The organism is Geodermatophilus sp. SYSU D00867, assembly GCF_054050315.1.
The window spans coordinates 18,995-33,340 of the sequence record NZ_JBJGZC010000027.1; the positions used below are offsets into that span (position 1 = coordinate 18,995).

The following is a 14,346-nucleotide window of genomic DNA, read 5'->3' on the forward strand; positions in this document are numbered from 1 at the left end:
AGCTTGTCGACCGTTGCTCAGCAAGCCGGACGTCGTCGCAGGAGGAGCACCCGGTGACCAGCACGCTGGACAGGCCCGCCCCGGGCGCGGAGGACTCCCGGGAGGTCGGGGTGGCGATCATCGGCTCCGGGTTCGCGGGCCTGGGCATGGCGATCCGGCTGCGGCAGCGCGGCGAGACCGACTTCGTGCTGCTCGAGCGGGCGCACGACGTCGGCGGCACCTGGCGCGACAACCACTACCCCGGCGCCGCCTGCGACGTGCAGTCCAACCTCTACTCCTTCTCCTTCGCGCCCAACCCGGACTGGCCGCGCTCCTACTCCGAGCAGCCGGAGATCCAGGCCTACCTGCAGGCCACCGCCGACCGGTTCGACGTCCGGCGGCACTGCGTCTTCGGCGCCGAGGTCACCGCCGCCCGCTGGGACGACGCCGACCGCCGCTGGGACGTCGAGACGACGGCCGGCCGGTTCCGCGCCCGGGTGCTCGTCTCCGCCGCCGGTGCGCTGGCCGACCCGCACCGGCCCGACATCCCGGGGCTGCACTCCTTCCGGGGCACCGTCGTGCACTCGGCGCGCTGGGACGACGACCACGACCTCACCGGCGAGCGGGTCGCCGTCGTCGGCACCGGCGCCTCGGCCGTCCAGATCGTCCCCGCGATCCAGCCGCGCGTCGGCAGCCTCGCCGTCTACCAGCGCACGCCCCCGTGGATCGTGCCGCGCACCGACCACCCGGTGTCCCCGTGGGTACAGCGGCTGTACCGGCTGGTCCCCGGCTTCCAGCGGCTGGTCCGCGCGGTGCTGTACCTGGCCCGCGAGTTCCTCGTCCTCGGCCTGGCCAAGCACCGGCGGTTCCTGACGCCCGTGGGGCGGGTGGCGAAGGCGCACCTGGAGCGGCAGGTCCGGGACCCGCGGCTGCGCGAGGCGCTGACGCCGGACTACACCATCGGCTGCAAGCGGATCCTGATCAGCAACGACTACTACCCGGCGGTGTCGGCACCCGGCGTCGAGCTGGTCACCGCGGGCATCGCCGAGGTCCGGCCGCACTCGGTCGTCACCGTCGACGGCGTCGAGCGGCCCACCGACACGATCGTGCTGGCCACCGGCTTCTCCGTCACCGACCTGCCGATCGCCCGGCGGATCACCGGCCGCGACGGCCGCACCCTCGCGCAGGTGTGGGACGGGGGCATGGTCACCAACCGGGGCAGCACCGTCGCCGGCTTCCCCAACCTGTTCCTGCTGGTGGGGCCGAACGTCGGCGTCGGCCACACGTCGATGGTCTACATGATCGAGTCGCAGGTGGCCTACGTCGACGACGCGCTGCGCACCATGGCCGCCGAGGGCCTGGACACCCTCGAGACCACCCCGGAGGCGCAGGAGGCCTACCGCGAGCTCGTCGCCCGCCGGTCCCGCGGCACGGTGTGGCTGGCCGGCGGCTGCGGCAGCTGGTACCTCGACCGGCACGGCCACAACACCACGCTCTGGCCGGACTTCACCTTCCGCTTCCGGAGGCTGACCCGGCGGCTGGACCGGGAGAACTACGTCGCCACCCCCGCCGGCGTGCCCGCCCGCACCCCGGAGGTGGCCGCGTGAGCACGACCGCTCCCCCGCGCCTGCGCCGCACCGCCGCCGTCGCCACCCCCGACGGCGCCCTGCTGCACGCCACCGTCGAGGGTCCCGACGACGCCCCGGTCACCCTGGTCCTCGTGCACGGCTGGACGCTGGCGCAGGCCGCCTGGGACGACGTCGCCGCGCTGCTCACCCCGCAGGTCGCCGACGGCCGGCTGCGCCTGGTCCGCTACGACCAGCGCGGACACGGCCGCTCCGGCTGGGGCACCGCGGACGTCTCGGTCGACCGGCTGGGCGCCGACCTCGCCGCGGTGCTCGACCAGCTGGCGCCGTCCGGCCCGGTGGTGCTGGCCGGGCACTCGATGGGCGGGATGACGGTCATGTGCCTGGCCGCGGCCCGGCCCGAGCTGTTCGGCGACCGGGTGCTCGGCGTCGCGCTCGTGTCGACGTCGGCCGGGGACCTGCAGCGGCCGCCGCGCACCCGCGCCGAGCGGGTCCGGCAGCGGCTCACCCCCGGCGCGCTGGCGCTGGCGCTGGCCGGCGCCCGCGTCGTCGAGCGGCTGCGCCGGCTGGTGCCGCCGGAGCACCCGCGGCACCGGGCGGTCGTGCGCGACCTGCTCTACGGCGCCGACGCCACCGACGCGATGGTGCGCGCGGGGGCGGAGATCGTGCACGCGACCACCGTGCGGGCGTTCACCGCGTTCCTGCCCGCGCTGCTCGAGCACGACGAGCACGCCGAGCTCGCCGCGCTGACCCGCGTGCCGGTCGAGGTGCTGGTCGGCGACTCCGACAAGCTGACCCCCGTGCGCCACACCCGCCGGCTCGCCGAGGCCCTGCCCGGCGCGCACGTGCAGGTGGTCCCGCGGACCGGGCACATGCTCCCGAACGAGCGGCCGTCGCTGGTGACCGCGTCGATCGCGCGGCTGCTCACCGACGCCGCGGCGTCCCGGGCCGCCGCCTGAGCCGGGCGCCGGTGTCGTCTCCCCCCGCGCGTTCCCGCCGGTCGGCCGCCGACCGGCGGGAGCAGCTGGTCGGCATCGGCCTGCAGCTGCTGCCCACCACGCCGGTGCAGGAGCTGACCATCGACGAGGTGGCCCGGCGGGCCGGCATCAGCCGCAGCCTGCTGTTCCACTACTTCCCGTCCAAGCGGGAGTACTACCAGGCCGTGACGCGCGCGGCGGCCGACCTGCTGCGCGCCCACCTCAGCCCGCCGGCGGACCTGCCGGCCGCGGAGCGCCCGGCGTGGATGCTCGACCGCTACGTCGGCTGGGTGGAGACCTACCGGGAGTCGCACCTGGCGTTCGTCCGCGGCGCGGCCGGCGGCGACCCGTGGGTGGCCGAGGTCTACGAGGAGACCCGCGAGGCGCTGGTCGACCTCGGCATCGGCGCGCTCGGCGGGCTCGAGGACCCGCTGCGCCGGCAGCTGGTGCGCTCGTGGTTCGCCTTCACCGAGGACCTCGTGCACCAGTGGGTGCGCGAGCCCGCGACCAGCCGCGAGGAGCTGCTGGCCCTGCTCACCGACCTGCTGGAGCGACTGCTCCGGAGGTGACCTGCTGGGACGGCCACTCCTCGGGGCCCTCCGCCTGCGCCTGCGAGGCGTGCGGGGTCCTTCAGCCGGCGAGGGTGTCCGGCGCCCGGTCGCCGGCCTCGCCGGCCGGCGGCTGCAGCCGCCCGACGACGTCGGCGGCGCTGGCGCCGGTGGCCTGCATCGACTTCTTGACGGTGGCGCCGTAGACGTCGACGTACTCCTGGCCCGACATCGTCATGATCTCGTACATGATCTCGTCGGTGATGGACCGCTCGACGAAGCGGTCGCCGGCCAGGCCCTCGTAGCGGGAGAAGTCCAGCGGCTCGCCGAAGCGCACGCACACGCGGACCAGCTTCCTGCCGAACGGCATCCGCCGCGGCCGGTAGACCATCGCCACCGGGACGACCGGCACGCCGGTCTCCAGCGCCATCCGCGCCACGCCGACCTTGCCGCGGTACAGGCGGCCGTCGGGCGAGCGGGTGCCCTCGGGGTAGATGCCCAGCAGCCGGCCCTCCCGCAGCATCCGGAGGCCGGTGCGGATCGCGTCCTCGGCGGCCGTGGCGCTGGAGCGGTCGATGGGCACCTGCCCCGCGCCGGAGAAGAAGGCCCGCTGCAGCCACCCCTTGACGCCGGTGCCGGTGAAGTACTCCTGCTTGGCCAGGAAGGTGACCCGGCGCCGCAGCGACAGCGGCATGAAGATCCAGTCCGAGGCCGAGAGGTGGTTGCTGGCCAGGATCGCGGCGCCGTCGGCCGGGACGTGCTCGCGCCCCTCGGCCCGCGGGCGGAACACGAGCTTCACGACCGGCCCGATGGCCACGAACTTGAGGAACCAGTAGAACAACACGCCTCCCTGTCGAACTGCCAGACTAGGGATCCGGGTGCCCCGGCGACAATCGGCTCCGCGCGTCGTCCCGGCCGCACCCGCGCCCGACCCCGGAGGAGGACCACCGTGGCTGCTGACCGGCCGCTCCCCCGGGGAGCCGCGGCGTGACGGGGCCGCGGCGCGGGCGGGGCCGCCGCGACAACGGCCTGGACGCCGCGCTCTGGGCGCCGCTGCGCGACGTCGACCCGCGCGTGGGCGAGCACCTGCTCGACGTGCTGCGCGACGCCGGCATCGCCGCCTACCTGGAGCCGGCCGCCGACGTCGGGCCCTACACCCGCACCGTCTTCCTCCCCAGCCCGCCGGCCGACCGGCTGTTCGTCGACCGCACCCGCCTGGGCGAGGGCCGGTCCCTGGTCGAGCGGCACGCCGACGACCACGCCCCCGCCGGCGGTCCCGCGGCCGAGCGGCGCCCGCTGCGGCGCGACCTCGACGAGGACGCCGAGTGGGCGCGCATCGTCGCCGCCTACGAGGCCGAGCACGGGCGCACCGTCGTCGAGGACGCCGACCCCGCGGAGCCCGCCGTCGTCCGGCCCGCCGCGCCGCCGGCCGACGACGACGAGGACGACCCGCTCGCCGAGGAGCACTACGAGCCCCCGCCGGCCCCGCCGGTGCCGATGCCCTCGCCGTCGACCCTCTACGCGGTGCTGCTCGCCGCGGCCGGCGTGGTGCTGGTCGGCGCGCCGGGCGTGCTGGGCCTGAGGACCGAGACCGGCCTGGTGCTCGGCGTCGCGGCCCTGGTCGGCAGCGCCGCCCTGGCGCTGTCCCGGATGCGCGACCGCGACGACGACGGCGACGACGGGGCCGTCGTCTAGAGCCCGGCGCAGACCGCCGCGCGAGCGAGGTCCGCCGCGCCGACCAGGCCGGCCGAGGCGCCGAGCGCCGCGGCGACCACCCGCGGGCCGGGCCGGAAGCCGCGTCCGGGCAGCGCGCGCCCGAGCCGCTCGCGCGCCGGGTCGAGCACCATGTCGCCGAGCACGCTCACCCCGCCGCCGATGACGACGACGTCCGGGTCGAGGACGCTGGCCAGGTCGGCGATGCCCTGGCCGAGCCACTCACCGACGTCGCTCACCAGGCTGAGCGCCACCGGGTCGCCGTCGGCCGCGGCGCGGGCCACGTCCTCGCCGCTCAGCTGCGCCGGGTCGCCGTCGACGCGGTCGAGCAGCCGGGCCGCCGCGGCCGGCGAGCGGGTGGCCACCTCGCGGGCGGTGGTCGCCAGGGCGCTGCCGCTGGCGTACTGCTCCCAGCAGCCGCGGTTGCCGCAGGCGCACAGCCGCCCGTCGGGGACCACCCGCATGTGCCCCCACTCCCCCGCCACCCCGTGCGCGCCGCGCTGCAGCCGGCCGCCGGCGACGATCCCGCCGCCGATGCCGGTGCCGAGGGTGATGCACAGGGCCAGCTCGGCCCCCCGCGCGGCGCCGAAGCGGTACTCGGCCCACGCGGCGGCGTCGGCGTCGTTGCCCACCCACAGCGGCCGCTGCAGGCGGGCGGCGAGGTCGCGGCGCAGGGCGGTGTGCCGCCAGGCCAGGTGCGGGCTGAACAGCACGACGTCGCCGGTGCGGTCGAACCAGCCGGCCGCGCCGACGCCGACCGCCGCCAGCGGGCCGCCGTGCCGGACGGCGAGCTCCTCGACCACCCCGGCGATCGCGGCCTCGGTCTCGGTCACCGACGCGGTCGGCGTCGAGCGGCGGGCGGTGTCCAGCACCGTCCCGTCCGGCGCGACGACGCCGCCGGCCACCTTGGTCCCGCCGACGTCGACGCCGAGCGCGGGCAGGGCGGCGGGACCGGTGCGGTCGCCGGCCACTCAGCCGAGCTCGATGTGCTGGACCTGCGCCGGCTCGGGCGCCGGGGCCGGCTCCGGCGCGGGCGGCGCCGGCGGGGCGGCTCCCGACCGCAGGGCACCCGCGGCACTGGTCAGCAGGTCGGCGAGCGCCTCGCTGACGTCCGGCCGGCGGGCGACGGCGGCCGCCCGGCACAGCGGGCACCAGCGGCAGTCCCCGCCCGGCTCGTGCCCGGGCGTCTCCCCCTCCGCGGCGGCGCCGGTCTCGGCCCAGGCCTGTCCCAGCCCGGCGGCCAGCCGCCGCGCCTGATCGAGCCAGTCGGCTCCCTCGCTCACCGTGTCCCCCTGTCGTCCGCCGGGCCGTCCGCCGCACCGCTCGACGGCGCTCCCTCCGCACCGTCCGCCCCGACGGCCGCCAGCAGGTCGGCCGGCCACTGCTGCGGGTCGGCGGCGAAGCCGACCTCCAGCCGCGCGGCGGCGGTGCCCGGGTCGGCCAGGGTGCCCGAGGTGACCACGCACCGGCGCAGCAGGGGGTCCAGGCGGAGCGAGCGGCGGGTGCCGGCGGCGGTGACCACCAGGTCGTCGTCCCAGCGGGTGAGCCGCACCCCGGCGCGCTCGGCGAAGGGCAGCGGGAGAGTCAGCCGCCACCCGCCGTCCACGCGCTCCGGTGCGGGCACCGGCGGGGCGGGGTCGCCCGCGGGCCCGGGCAGGTCGGGCAGGTCGGGCAGCAGCGCGGCGAGCGCCTCGGCGCCGGCCGGCTCGACCGGGGCCTCGGCGACGTCCCGCACCGGCGCGATCCCGGCCAGCCCGGCGAGCGCGGCCTCCTCCTCGGCGGCCCGGGCGACCGCCCAGTCCGCCGGCCCGGCCGCGGGCAGCCGGCGGGCGAGCACGCCCACCGGGCGCTGTCCGTGCACGGCCAGGGCGGTGGTCGCGGCCCGCAGCGCGGCGACGGCGGAGGGCCGCGGCCGACCCACCAGCCAGACCGCGGTGGCGGCGGGGTCGGTCAGGCGCAGCCGGTCGAGCAGCGCCTCGAGGTCGGGCACCGCGTCGAGGGCGAGGTCGGCGGCGCCGCGGCGCACCGTGCCGGCGCGGACGGCGGCGGTGCGGACGGCGGCGAGCACCCGCACGCGGGTGGTCAGCACCTGCTGCAGCCACCACCGCAGCGCGCCGGGCAGGGCGACCAGCCCCGTGGCGGCGGGCAGGGGCCCGGCGTCGAGGACGACGAGGTCGGTGTCCGGCCGCACCCGGCCGAGCGCGGCGAGGACGCCGAGCTCGCCGGCGCCGGGCAGCGGCACCACCGAGGTCGCGGGCGGCAGCTCGAGGTCGGGCACCGCCGACGCCGGGCCCACCACCCGCTCGGCCCACAGCGCCTCGAGCCCGGCCTGCGGCTCGGCGACGACCACCTCGACGCCCGCCGCCGCCGTCCCGTCGGGGACCGGCTGGCGGGTCACCAGCACCACCCGGCGCCCGTCCCGGGCGGCGCGCACCGCGGCCGCGGCGGCGAGGGTGGTCGTGCCGGCTCCGCCGGGGCCGGTGAGGAGCAGCGTGCGCACGGGCTCAGCCCTCGACGCGCTTCTTGAGCTCCTTGAGCGCGGTGTCGAGGATGACCTTCTCCGCGCGGCGCTTCATCATCCCGAGCATGGGGACACCGATGTCCACGGCGAGCCGGTAGGTCACCTCGGTGCCGCCACCGGCCTCGCGCAGCGTGTACGAGCCGTCCTGCCGCTTCATGATCTTGCTGGTGACCAGGGTCCAGGAGACCTGCCGGTCGTCGTCCCAGGCGTAGTCGAGGACGTACTCGTCGGTGAGGACGGTCGCGTCGATGACGAACCGGACGCGGCGGGCGCGGCCGTCGGGCCCGCGCTCCTGCACCTCGACGGTCCGGGCCGCCTTGACCCACTGCGGATACGCCTCGAAGTCGGCGATCACGGCCATCACCTCGGCCGCCGGCGCGGAGACGACGATCGACTGGGTGGACTGCTCCGCCATGCGCCTGAGGCTAGCCGTTCACCCGGAAGACGCAGGGTGGGTGGACCGGGCACGGCTACTCACCGGTAGCCCCAGCCGGTAGATTCGGCGGGACGTGTCCCGCGCGGGGACCGCGGGCAGCGGCGCCCCGGCCGCACGGGGAGGAGAGGACGGAGCGTGCGCGAGTACAGCGTCCCGGCGACGACCGAGGTGGGTGCCTCGGAGGCGCTCACCGACATGCTGGCGGAGAACGTCGCCGAGCACGGCGACGAGGTCGGCCTGCGCAGGCAGCGGGACGGCCGCTGGGTCGACGTCACCTGGCGGGAGTTCGGTGAGCAGGTGGCCGGCGTCGCGAAGGGGCTGGTCGCCGCGGGCGTGCAGCCCGGCGACCGGGTCGCCCTGCAGGCCAAGACCCGCTACGAGTGGACCGTCATCGACTTCGCCATCTGGACGGCCGGCGCGGTCACCGTCCCGGTGTACGAGACCTCCAGCCCCGACCAGGTCGCCTGGATCCTCTCCGACTCCGGCGCGGTCGCCGCGATCGTCGAGAAGGCCGAGCACGCCACCGCCGTCGACTCGGTGCGCGACCAGGCCCCCGACCTCGGCCCGCTGTACGTCATCGAGGACGACGCCGTCGGCACGCTCACCGCTGCCGGTGAGGCCGTCCCCGACAGCGAGCTCGAGGCCCGCCGCGCGACGCTGAACGCCGACAGCCTGGCGACGCTCATCTACACCTCGGGCACCACCGGTCGCCCCAAGGGCTGCGAGCTCACCCACGGCAACTTCCTGTTCGAGGTCGGCAACGGCATGAGCCTGCTCGACCGGTTCATGAACGTGCAGGGCTCGCTGCTGCTGTTCATCCCCCTGGCGCACGTGCTGGCCCGCGTCATGCAGGTCGGCGCGGTGAAGACCCGCACCGTCATCGGCCACACGCCGGACGTGAAGAACCTGGTCGAGGACCTCGGCGGGTTCAGGCCGACGTTCGTCCTGGCCGTCCCGCGCGTGTTCGAGAAGGTCTTCAACCAGGCCAAGGCCAAGGCCGAGGCGGACAGCCCGGTCAAGGGGAGGATCTTCGACCGGGCCGCCCAGGTGGCCATCGCCTGGTCCCGCGCCCAGGACACCGGCGGCGCGGGCCTCGGCCTGCGCGTCCAGCACGCGGTGTTCGACCGGCTGGTGTACAGCAAGCTGCGCGCCGCTCTCGGCGGCCGCTGCCTCGGCGCCATCTCCGGCGGCGCCCCGCTCGGCGAGCGGCTCGGCCACTTCTTCCGCGGCGCCGGCGTCACCGTCTACGAGGGCTACGGCCTCACCGAGACCACCGCCGCCGCCTCGGTCAACCACGACCGCGCACTGCGGATCGGCACGGTCGGCCGCCCGCTGCCCGGCGTCTCGTTCCGGATCGCCGACGACGGCGAGATCCTCATCCGCGGCGGCGTCGTCATGCGCGGCTACTGGAGGAACGAGCAGGCCACCGCCGAGGCGATCGACCCCGACGGCTGGTTCCACTCCGGGGACATCGGCGAGATCGACGCCGACGGCTTCACCCGGATCACCGGCCGCAAGAAGGAGATCCTGGTGACCGCCGGCGGCAAGAACGTCGCCCCCGCGGTGCTCGAGGACCGGCTGCGCGCCCACCGGCTGGTCAGCCAGTGCATCGTCGTCGGCGACCAGCGGCCGTTCATCGCGGCGCTCATCACCCTGGACGCCGAGGCCCTGCCCGCCTGGCTGGAGAGCAAGGGCAAGCCGGCCGACACCCCGCCCTCCGCGCTCGTCGACGACCCCGAGGTCAGGGCCGAGATCGACGCCGCCGTCGCCGACGCCAACAGGGCGGTGTCCCAGGCCGAGGCGATCAAGAAGTACCGCGTCCTCGCCACGGACTTCACCGAGGACAACGGGATGCTGACGCCGAGCCTGAAGCTCAAGCGCGCGGTGGTCGTGAAGGAGTTCGACCAGGAGGTCGAGGCCCTCTACAACAGCTGAACCGGACCGACCGAGCCCCGTCCCGCCGCTGCGTGGGGCGGGGCTCGGTCGTCGCGGGGCCCGGTCGTCGCGGGGCTCGGTCGTCGCGGGGCCCGGTCGTCGCGGGGCTCAGTCGTCGCGGGGCTCCAGGAGCCCGGCGAACTGCGCGGCGATCGTCGTCCACGACCAGCGCCGCTCCACCCACGCCCGCCCGGCGGCGCCCATGGCCCGCGCCCGGGCCGGGTGGTCGAGCAGCGCGGTGACCGCGGCGGCGACCGCGTCCGGGGAGCGCGGGTCGGGGACGACCGTGCCGGTCTCGCCGTCGCGCACCGCCTCCGGCGCCCCGCCCGAGGTGCCCGCGACGACGGGCAGCCCGACGGCGGCGGCCTCCAGGTAGACCATGCCCAGGCCCTCGACGTCCAGGCCGCCGCGGCGGGTGCGGCAGGGCATGGCGAACACGTCCCCCGCCGCGTAGTGCTCGGGCAGCCGGTCCGGGGTCACCGGGCCGGTGAGCAGCACCGAGTCGCCGAGCCGCCGGTCGGCCACCGCGCGGTGCAGCCGGGCCTCGTCCGGGCCGCCGCCGACCAGCAGGAGCCGCGCGCCCGGGTGCCGCGCGAGGACCTGCGGCCAGGCGGCCACGAGCACGTCCTGCCCCTTGCGCGGCACCAGCCGGGACACGCAGACGACGACCGGCGACTCCCCCAGCCCGTGCCGCCGCCGCACCGCGGTGCCGTCGACCGCGGGGGTGAACCGGTCGACGTCGACCCCGGGCGACAGCTGCGCCAGCCGGGTGCACCCGCCGAGCGCCGGCTCCAGGCGGCTGCGGGTGTACTCGCTGATGTAGGTCAGCACGTCCAGGCCGCCGGCGATGCGGCGCATGAGCCGGCGGGCGCCGGGCAGCGCCACCCAGCCCGTCTCGTGCCCGTGGGTGGCGCCGACCAGGTGCCGCACCCCGGCGTCGCGGAGGGTGGGCGCCAGCAGGCCCAGCGGCGCGGCCGCGCCGAAGAAGGCGGTGTCGCAGCCGTGCTCGGCGGCCAGGGCCGTCGCGGCCCGGGCGGTCGCCGGCGTGGGCAGCAGCACCGCCGTCCGCTGCCGGACCACCCGGTAGGGCAGCCGCGCGTCGTACGCCTCCCAGCCCGGTGAGCGGGAGGCCAGCACGACGAGGGAGTCCGGCGGGCGGCGCTCGAGCAGCGCCGCGACGAAGGTCTGGATGCCGCCCTGCCGCGGCGGGAAGTCGTTGGTGACGACGAGCGTGCGGCCGCGGTCGCTCACCGGTCGCCCAGCCGCAGCCAGTCCTCGGCCATCGCGACCCGCTCGGCCGCCGTCGGGTGGGAGCCGAAGAACCACTGCCACGGCGCCGGCGGGCTCGGGTCGGAGACGTTGGTCTCGGCCAGCCGGCGCTGCATCTCGATGAAGGCGGCGGCGTCCCGGGTGAGGTCGAGCGCGGCCAGGTCCGCCCGGGCCTCGACGTGCCGGGAGACGAGGTTCTGCACCGGCGTCGACACGAGGGACCCCACCGCGACGAGGAGCAGCACCAGCGGCACCACGCGCGGGTCGCCCGCCGAGTCCGCGCCGGCGCGGCGCAGCAGCGGCGCCCAGGTCAGGAGCCAGCCGAGCAGGGCGACGGCGGCGGCCGCGCCGAGCGCCCCGATGAGCGTGCCGGTCAGGACGTCGTCGGTGGCCACGTGCCCGAGCTCGTGGGCGACGATCGACTCGATCTCGTCCGGGGGGACGTCGGCCAGCAGGGTGTCGTAGAGCACCACCCGGCGGGTCGAGCCGAACCCGGACACGTAGGCGTTGAGCGACGTCGTCCGCCGGGACGCGTCGGCGACCAGGACGTCCTCGACCGGGGAGCCGCTCTCCTCGGCCAGCCGGAGCAGGTCGGTGCGCAGCTCGCCGGCCGGCAGCGGCGTGAAGCTGTTGAACGCGGGCTCGATGACCACCGGGTAGAGGAAGGAGCCGACGACGACCAGCGCGGCCGCGCCGCCGGCCGCCCACGCCCACCAGGCGCGGGGGGCGCGGCGGGCCAGCGCGACGAGCACCAGCAGGCCCAGGGCGGTGAGCCCGGCGTCGATGGCGGTGGAGACCGCGACGTCGCGCAGCCACAGCGGCCAGGAGCGCGTGGACAGCCCGTAGCGGTGCCGCACGACCTCGCCGTAGGCGGAGATCGGCAGCGTCGCCAGCCGGCCGACGACGACCAGCGTGACCGTGCCGAGCAGCACGGTGAGCGGCCAGCGGCGGCCTCCCGCCCGGCCGACCGCGGTGACCAGGCGGCTGCCCAGGCGGGTGAGGCCGAGCAGCGCCGAGACCGCGAGCCCGAGCACCAGGTTGGTCAGCGACGCGGGACGGATGTCGGCGGCGAGGGCCTCGGCGCGGCGGACGACCTCGGCGGGCAGCCCGGCGTCGTCGGTGACCGGGGAGGCGCCGCCGGGCGGGGTGGGCAGCGGCGTCCAGGGCGTCCGGAGCGCGATGACGAGGACGAGCGCCGCGCCGAGCACGAGCGCGACCAGCAGCGCGGCCCGGCGGGAGCCGGTGCGGTCTGGCCGGGTGGCCTCGGGGCCGGGGCGGGTGCTCGTCCCGCCCGCCCTGCCCACCCGGCCGATCCTAGGCGCGCGCCGGTGCCGCACCGTGCGCTCCCCCGGCGGACGCCGAGGGCCGGCGACCCGTCCGGGTCACCGGCCCTCGGCCTCGCGACGTGCTGGAACGGCCTCCCTGCAGGGGCCCGCCGGGAGCTCGCGAGCGGTGGGGGCGGGGAGGTCCTCCGTCAGGCGATGCGGCGCATGGCGGTGATGCCGCCCATCGAGTCGACCGACACGACCTTCACCGGCTGCCCCGACGTGGAGGCGTGCACCATCTGGCCGTTGCCGATGTACATCGAGACGTGGCTGACCGGGCTGTAGTAGAAGATCAGGTCACCCGGCTGCAGGTCCGCCCGCGAGACGGCGGTGCCCATGCGCGACTGCATGCTGCTGGAGTGCGGGAGGCTGATGCCGGCCGCGGCGTAGGCGTACTGGGTCAGGCCCGAGCAGTCGAAGGCGTTCGGCCCGCCGGCGCCCCACACGTAGGGGTCGCCCACCTGGGCCAGCGCCGTCTGCACCGCGGTCTGCGCGGCACCGCTGCCGCCGCTGCCCGCCGACGGCGCCGGGGCCGGGGCCGGAGCGGGGGCCGCGGCCCGCGTGCCCGCGGTGGCCGGCGCGCTCTCCCCACCCGCGCCGCCGCCGGCGCTGGGCCCGGCCTGCGCGCCGGCGGCCAGGCCGGCCTCCTGCGCGGCGAGCGCCGCCTGCCGCTGCGCCTCGGTGAGCGCGGCGAACTGCGCCTGGTAGTCCGCGATGTCGCCCTGGAGCTGCGCCTCCTGGGCGCTCAGGCCGTCGAGGGTGCGCTGCGCCTCGGTCTCGGCGGCCTCGGCGTCGGCCTGCGCCTGCCGGGCGGCGGCGGCCGCCTCGTTCACCTGGTCGAGGACCGAGGTGGTGTGGTCGGCGATCTGGCCGAGGGTGGCCAGCGAGGCGACGAAGTCCTCGGCCGAGTCGCTGGTCATCAGCAGGTCGAGCCCGGCGAAGCCGTCGCCGTTGCCGGCGGTGTAGGCGCTGCGGGCCACCTCGCGGATCCGGCCGTCGAGGTCCTGCAGCCGGTCCTGCGCCTCGGCGGCGGCCCGGTCGGCCTCGTCGGCGGCGGCCTGCTGCTGGGCGAGGACCTCGCGGGCCTCGTTGACCTGCTCGGTGACGACCTCGAGCCGGTGACCGGCCTCGGCGGCGAGCTGGGCGGCCTGCTCCGGGGTGCCGGCCCGCTCGGGGTCGGCGGCCGCGGTGCCGGACAGCAGGGTGAGGGTCAGCGCGGCGGTGGTGCCGACCAAGGTGACCCGGCCGAGGCGGCGGGCCCGCGACGGGCGGTGCAGGCCGGCGATCCGGGTGGTGGGTGTGGACTTCTCGCGTGCATGCCCCAGGGCAGGGCGGGGGGTCGCCACGGGCGGCGGCTCTCCGTTTCTTCCTCAGCAACCGCCTACCGAGTTAGCTGACGGGTTCGGGCTGGGAAGACGTGCCCTATCTCCGCGCCCCGGTCGGGACCGGCGCGCGCGAGAACTCACCCCAGTGCTGCGGTGGGTCCCCGGCTCACCTCGCGCACCTCCGGGAGGGCGTCCGGTGACTCGGCGGTGTCGGCCGAGGTCACCCTGCGTCGGGTGACGACCACCCGGCCGGACGGCGCCACAGTACGGACGTGATGCAGTTGTGACAAACGGGGGGTGCGGGAACTGTGAGGACACACACGGTCAGCAGCCGCGCCACTCCGGTGCGTACCCGATCGGGTGTCCGCGCCGGTCAGCCCGTGCGCCGGCGCCCGTCCCGCGACGGCCGGTGCCGCAGGGGCGGCACCAGGCCGCCCTCGGCCAGCGCCCGCACGGCCCGCCGCTCGACGTCGTCGAGCTCCACGACCACGCCCGGGCGCGGCAGTGCGCCGTCCGCCGTCCGGGCCGCCGGGACGGAGGGCACCGGCAGCAGCACGGGGCCGGTGTCCCGCTCCGCGGGCGGGGCGCCCAGCAGGGCGGTGACGACGCAGTCGGCGCAGCCGGCGCCGCGCGCGGTGCACGAGTCGCAGTCGATGAGCATGGCCGTGTCCCTCCGGTGCCCCGGCCGCGCCGCCCGGTGCCGGGCCGCGGTCGGGACGGGTCTCCCTGTCG

14 protein-coding genes and 1 riboswitch are annotated in these 14,346 nt (G+C 77.0%); of the genes, 5 read left to right on the forward strand and 9 right to left on the reverse strand.

All coding sequences use genetic code 11. The features are described 5' to 3' along the window. Positions 1–53 precede the first annotated feature (53 nt). From ACI8AK_RS20555 to ACI8AK_RS20565, 3 genes are read left to right on the forward strand one after another with little or no spacing between them, the layout of a single operon-like run. Positions 54–1,586, forward strand: coding sequence for a flavin-containing monooxygenase (locus ACI8AK_RS20555; RefSeq protein WP_456957782.1), 1,533 nt, complete (start codon positions 54–56; stop codon positions 1,584–1,586). Next, positions 1,583–2,524, forward strand: coding sequence for an alpha/beta fold hydrolase (locus ACI8AK_RS20560; protein ID WP_456903177.1), 942 nt, complete (start codon positions 1,583–1,585; stop codon positions 2,522–2,524). The genes ACI8AK_RS20555 and ACI8AK_RS20560 overlap by 4 nt, the downstream gene beginning before the upstream one ends. A gap of 11 nt (positions 2,525–2,535) precedes the next feature. Continuing rightward, on the forward strand, positions 2,536–3,111 hold the full coding sequence (locus ACI8AK_RS20565; protein ID WP_387989297.1) for a TetR/AcrR family transcriptional regulator: 576 nt from the start codon (positions 2,536–2,538) through the stop codon (positions 3,109–3,111). Between the two features lie 61 nt (positions 3,112–3,172). On the opposite strand, the gene ACI8AK_RS20570 is transcribed toward ACI8AK_RS20565, so the two are convergent. After that, positions 3,173–3,934 carry a lysophospholipid acyltransferase family protein gene (locus tag ACI8AK_RS20570; protein WP_456957784.1) on the reverse strand — a complete coding sequence of 254 codons (762 nt, stop codon included), beginning with the start codon at positions 3,932–3,934 and terminating at the stop codon, positions 3,173–3,175. A gap of 143 nt (positions 3,935–4,077) precedes the next feature. Here ACI8AK_RS20570 and ACI8AK_RS20575 point away from each other — a divergent pair, with 143 nt between their 5' ends. Continuing rightward, positions 4,078–4,785 (forward strand): hypothetical protein, encoded by a 708-nt coding sequence (locus ACI8AK_RS20575; protein WP_387989291.1) that lies wholly within the window; start codon positions 4,078–4,080, stop codon positions 4,783–4,785. Here the strand turns inward: ACI8AK_RS20575 and ACI8AK_RS20580 are convergent. Genes ACI8AK_RS20580 through ACI8AK_RS20595 form a run of 4 tightly spaced genes read right to left on the reverse strand, consistent with a single transcriptional unit; the run spans position 4,782 to position 7,739 of the window. Continuing rightward, on the reverse strand, positions 4,782–5,774 hold the full coding sequence (locus tag ACI8AK_RS20580) for an ROK family glucokinase (RefSeq protein WP_387989288.1): 993 nt from the start codon (positions 5,772–5,774) through the stop codon (positions 4,782–4,784). The two genes, ACI8AK_RS20575 and ACI8AK_RS20580, sit on opposite strands and share 4 nt — an antisense overlap. Beyond that, positions 5,775–6,086 carry a hypothetical protein gene (locus ACI8AK_RS20585; RefSeq protein WP_456950324.1) on the reverse strand — a complete coding sequence of 104 codons (312 nt, stop codon included), beginning with the start codon at positions 6,084–6,086 and terminating at the stop codon, positions 5,775–5,777. Next, positions 6,083–7,303: an ArsA family ATPase gene (locus ACI8AK_RS20590; RefSeq protein WP_456957786.1), complete on the reverse strand. Its 1,221-nt coding sequence runs from the start codon at positions 7,301–7,303 to the stop codon at positions 6,083–6,085. The genes ACI8AK_RS20585 and ACI8AK_RS20590 overlap by 4 nt, the downstream gene beginning before the upstream one ends. A gap of 4 nt (positions 7,304–7,307) precedes the next feature. Beyond that, positions 7,308–7,739 carry an SRPBCC family protein gene (locus ACI8AK_RS20595; protein ID WP_456957788.1) on the reverse strand — a complete coding sequence of 144 codons (432 nt, stop codon included), beginning with the start codon at positions 7,737–7,739 and terminating at the stop codon, positions 7,308–7,310. Positions 7,740–7,895: 156 nt separating this feature from the next. Between ACI8AK_RS20595 and ACI8AK_RS20600 the strand changes: the two genes are divergently transcribed. Beyond that, positions 7,896–9,695, forward strand: a complete 1,800-nt coding sequence (locus ACI8AK_RS20600; protein WP_456957790.1) for an AMP-dependent synthetase/ligase — start codon at positions 7,896–7,898, stop codon at positions 9,693–9,695. Between the two features lie 108 nt (positions 9,696–9,803). On the opposite strand, the gene ACI8AK_RS20605 is transcribed toward ACI8AK_RS20600, so the two are convergent. The 4 genes from ACI8AK_RS20605 to ACI8AK_RS20620 form a co-directional block, all read right to left on the reverse strand. Then, positions 9,804–10,946, reverse strand: a complete 1,143-nt coding sequence (locus tag ACI8AK_RS20605) for a glycosyltransferase family 4 protein (protein WP_456957792.1) — start codon at positions 10,944–10,946, stop codon at positions 9,804–9,806. Then, the gene (locus ACI8AK_RS20610; protein WP_456957794.1) at positions 10,943–12,268 is read right to left on the reverse strand and encodes a M48 family metalloprotease; all 1,326 of its coding nucleotides are present in this window, start codon (positions 12,266–12,268) and stop codon (positions 10,943–10,945) included. The genes ACI8AK_RS20605 and ACI8AK_RS20610 overlap by 4 nt, the downstream gene beginning before the upstream one ends. 170 nt (positions 12,269–12,438) lie before the next feature. After that, on the reverse strand, positions 12,439–13,635 hold the full coding sequence (locus tag ACI8AK_RS20615; protein WP_456957796.1) for a C40 family peptidase: 1,197 nt from the start codon (positions 13,633–13,635) through the stop codon (positions 12,439–12,441). A gap of 16 nt (positions 13,636–13,651) precedes the next feature. Beyond that, positions 13,652–13,831, reverse strand: a riboswitch (cyclic di-AMP (ydaO/yuaA leader). A 156-nt stretch (positions 13,832–13,987) separates the two neighbouring features. Continuing rightward, positions 13,988–14,275, reverse strand: coding sequence for a hypothetical protein (locus ACI8AK_RS20620; protein ID WP_387989265.1), 288 nt, complete (start codon positions 14,273–14,275; stop codon positions 13,988–13,990). Positions 14,276–14,346: the final 71 nt, after the last annotated feature.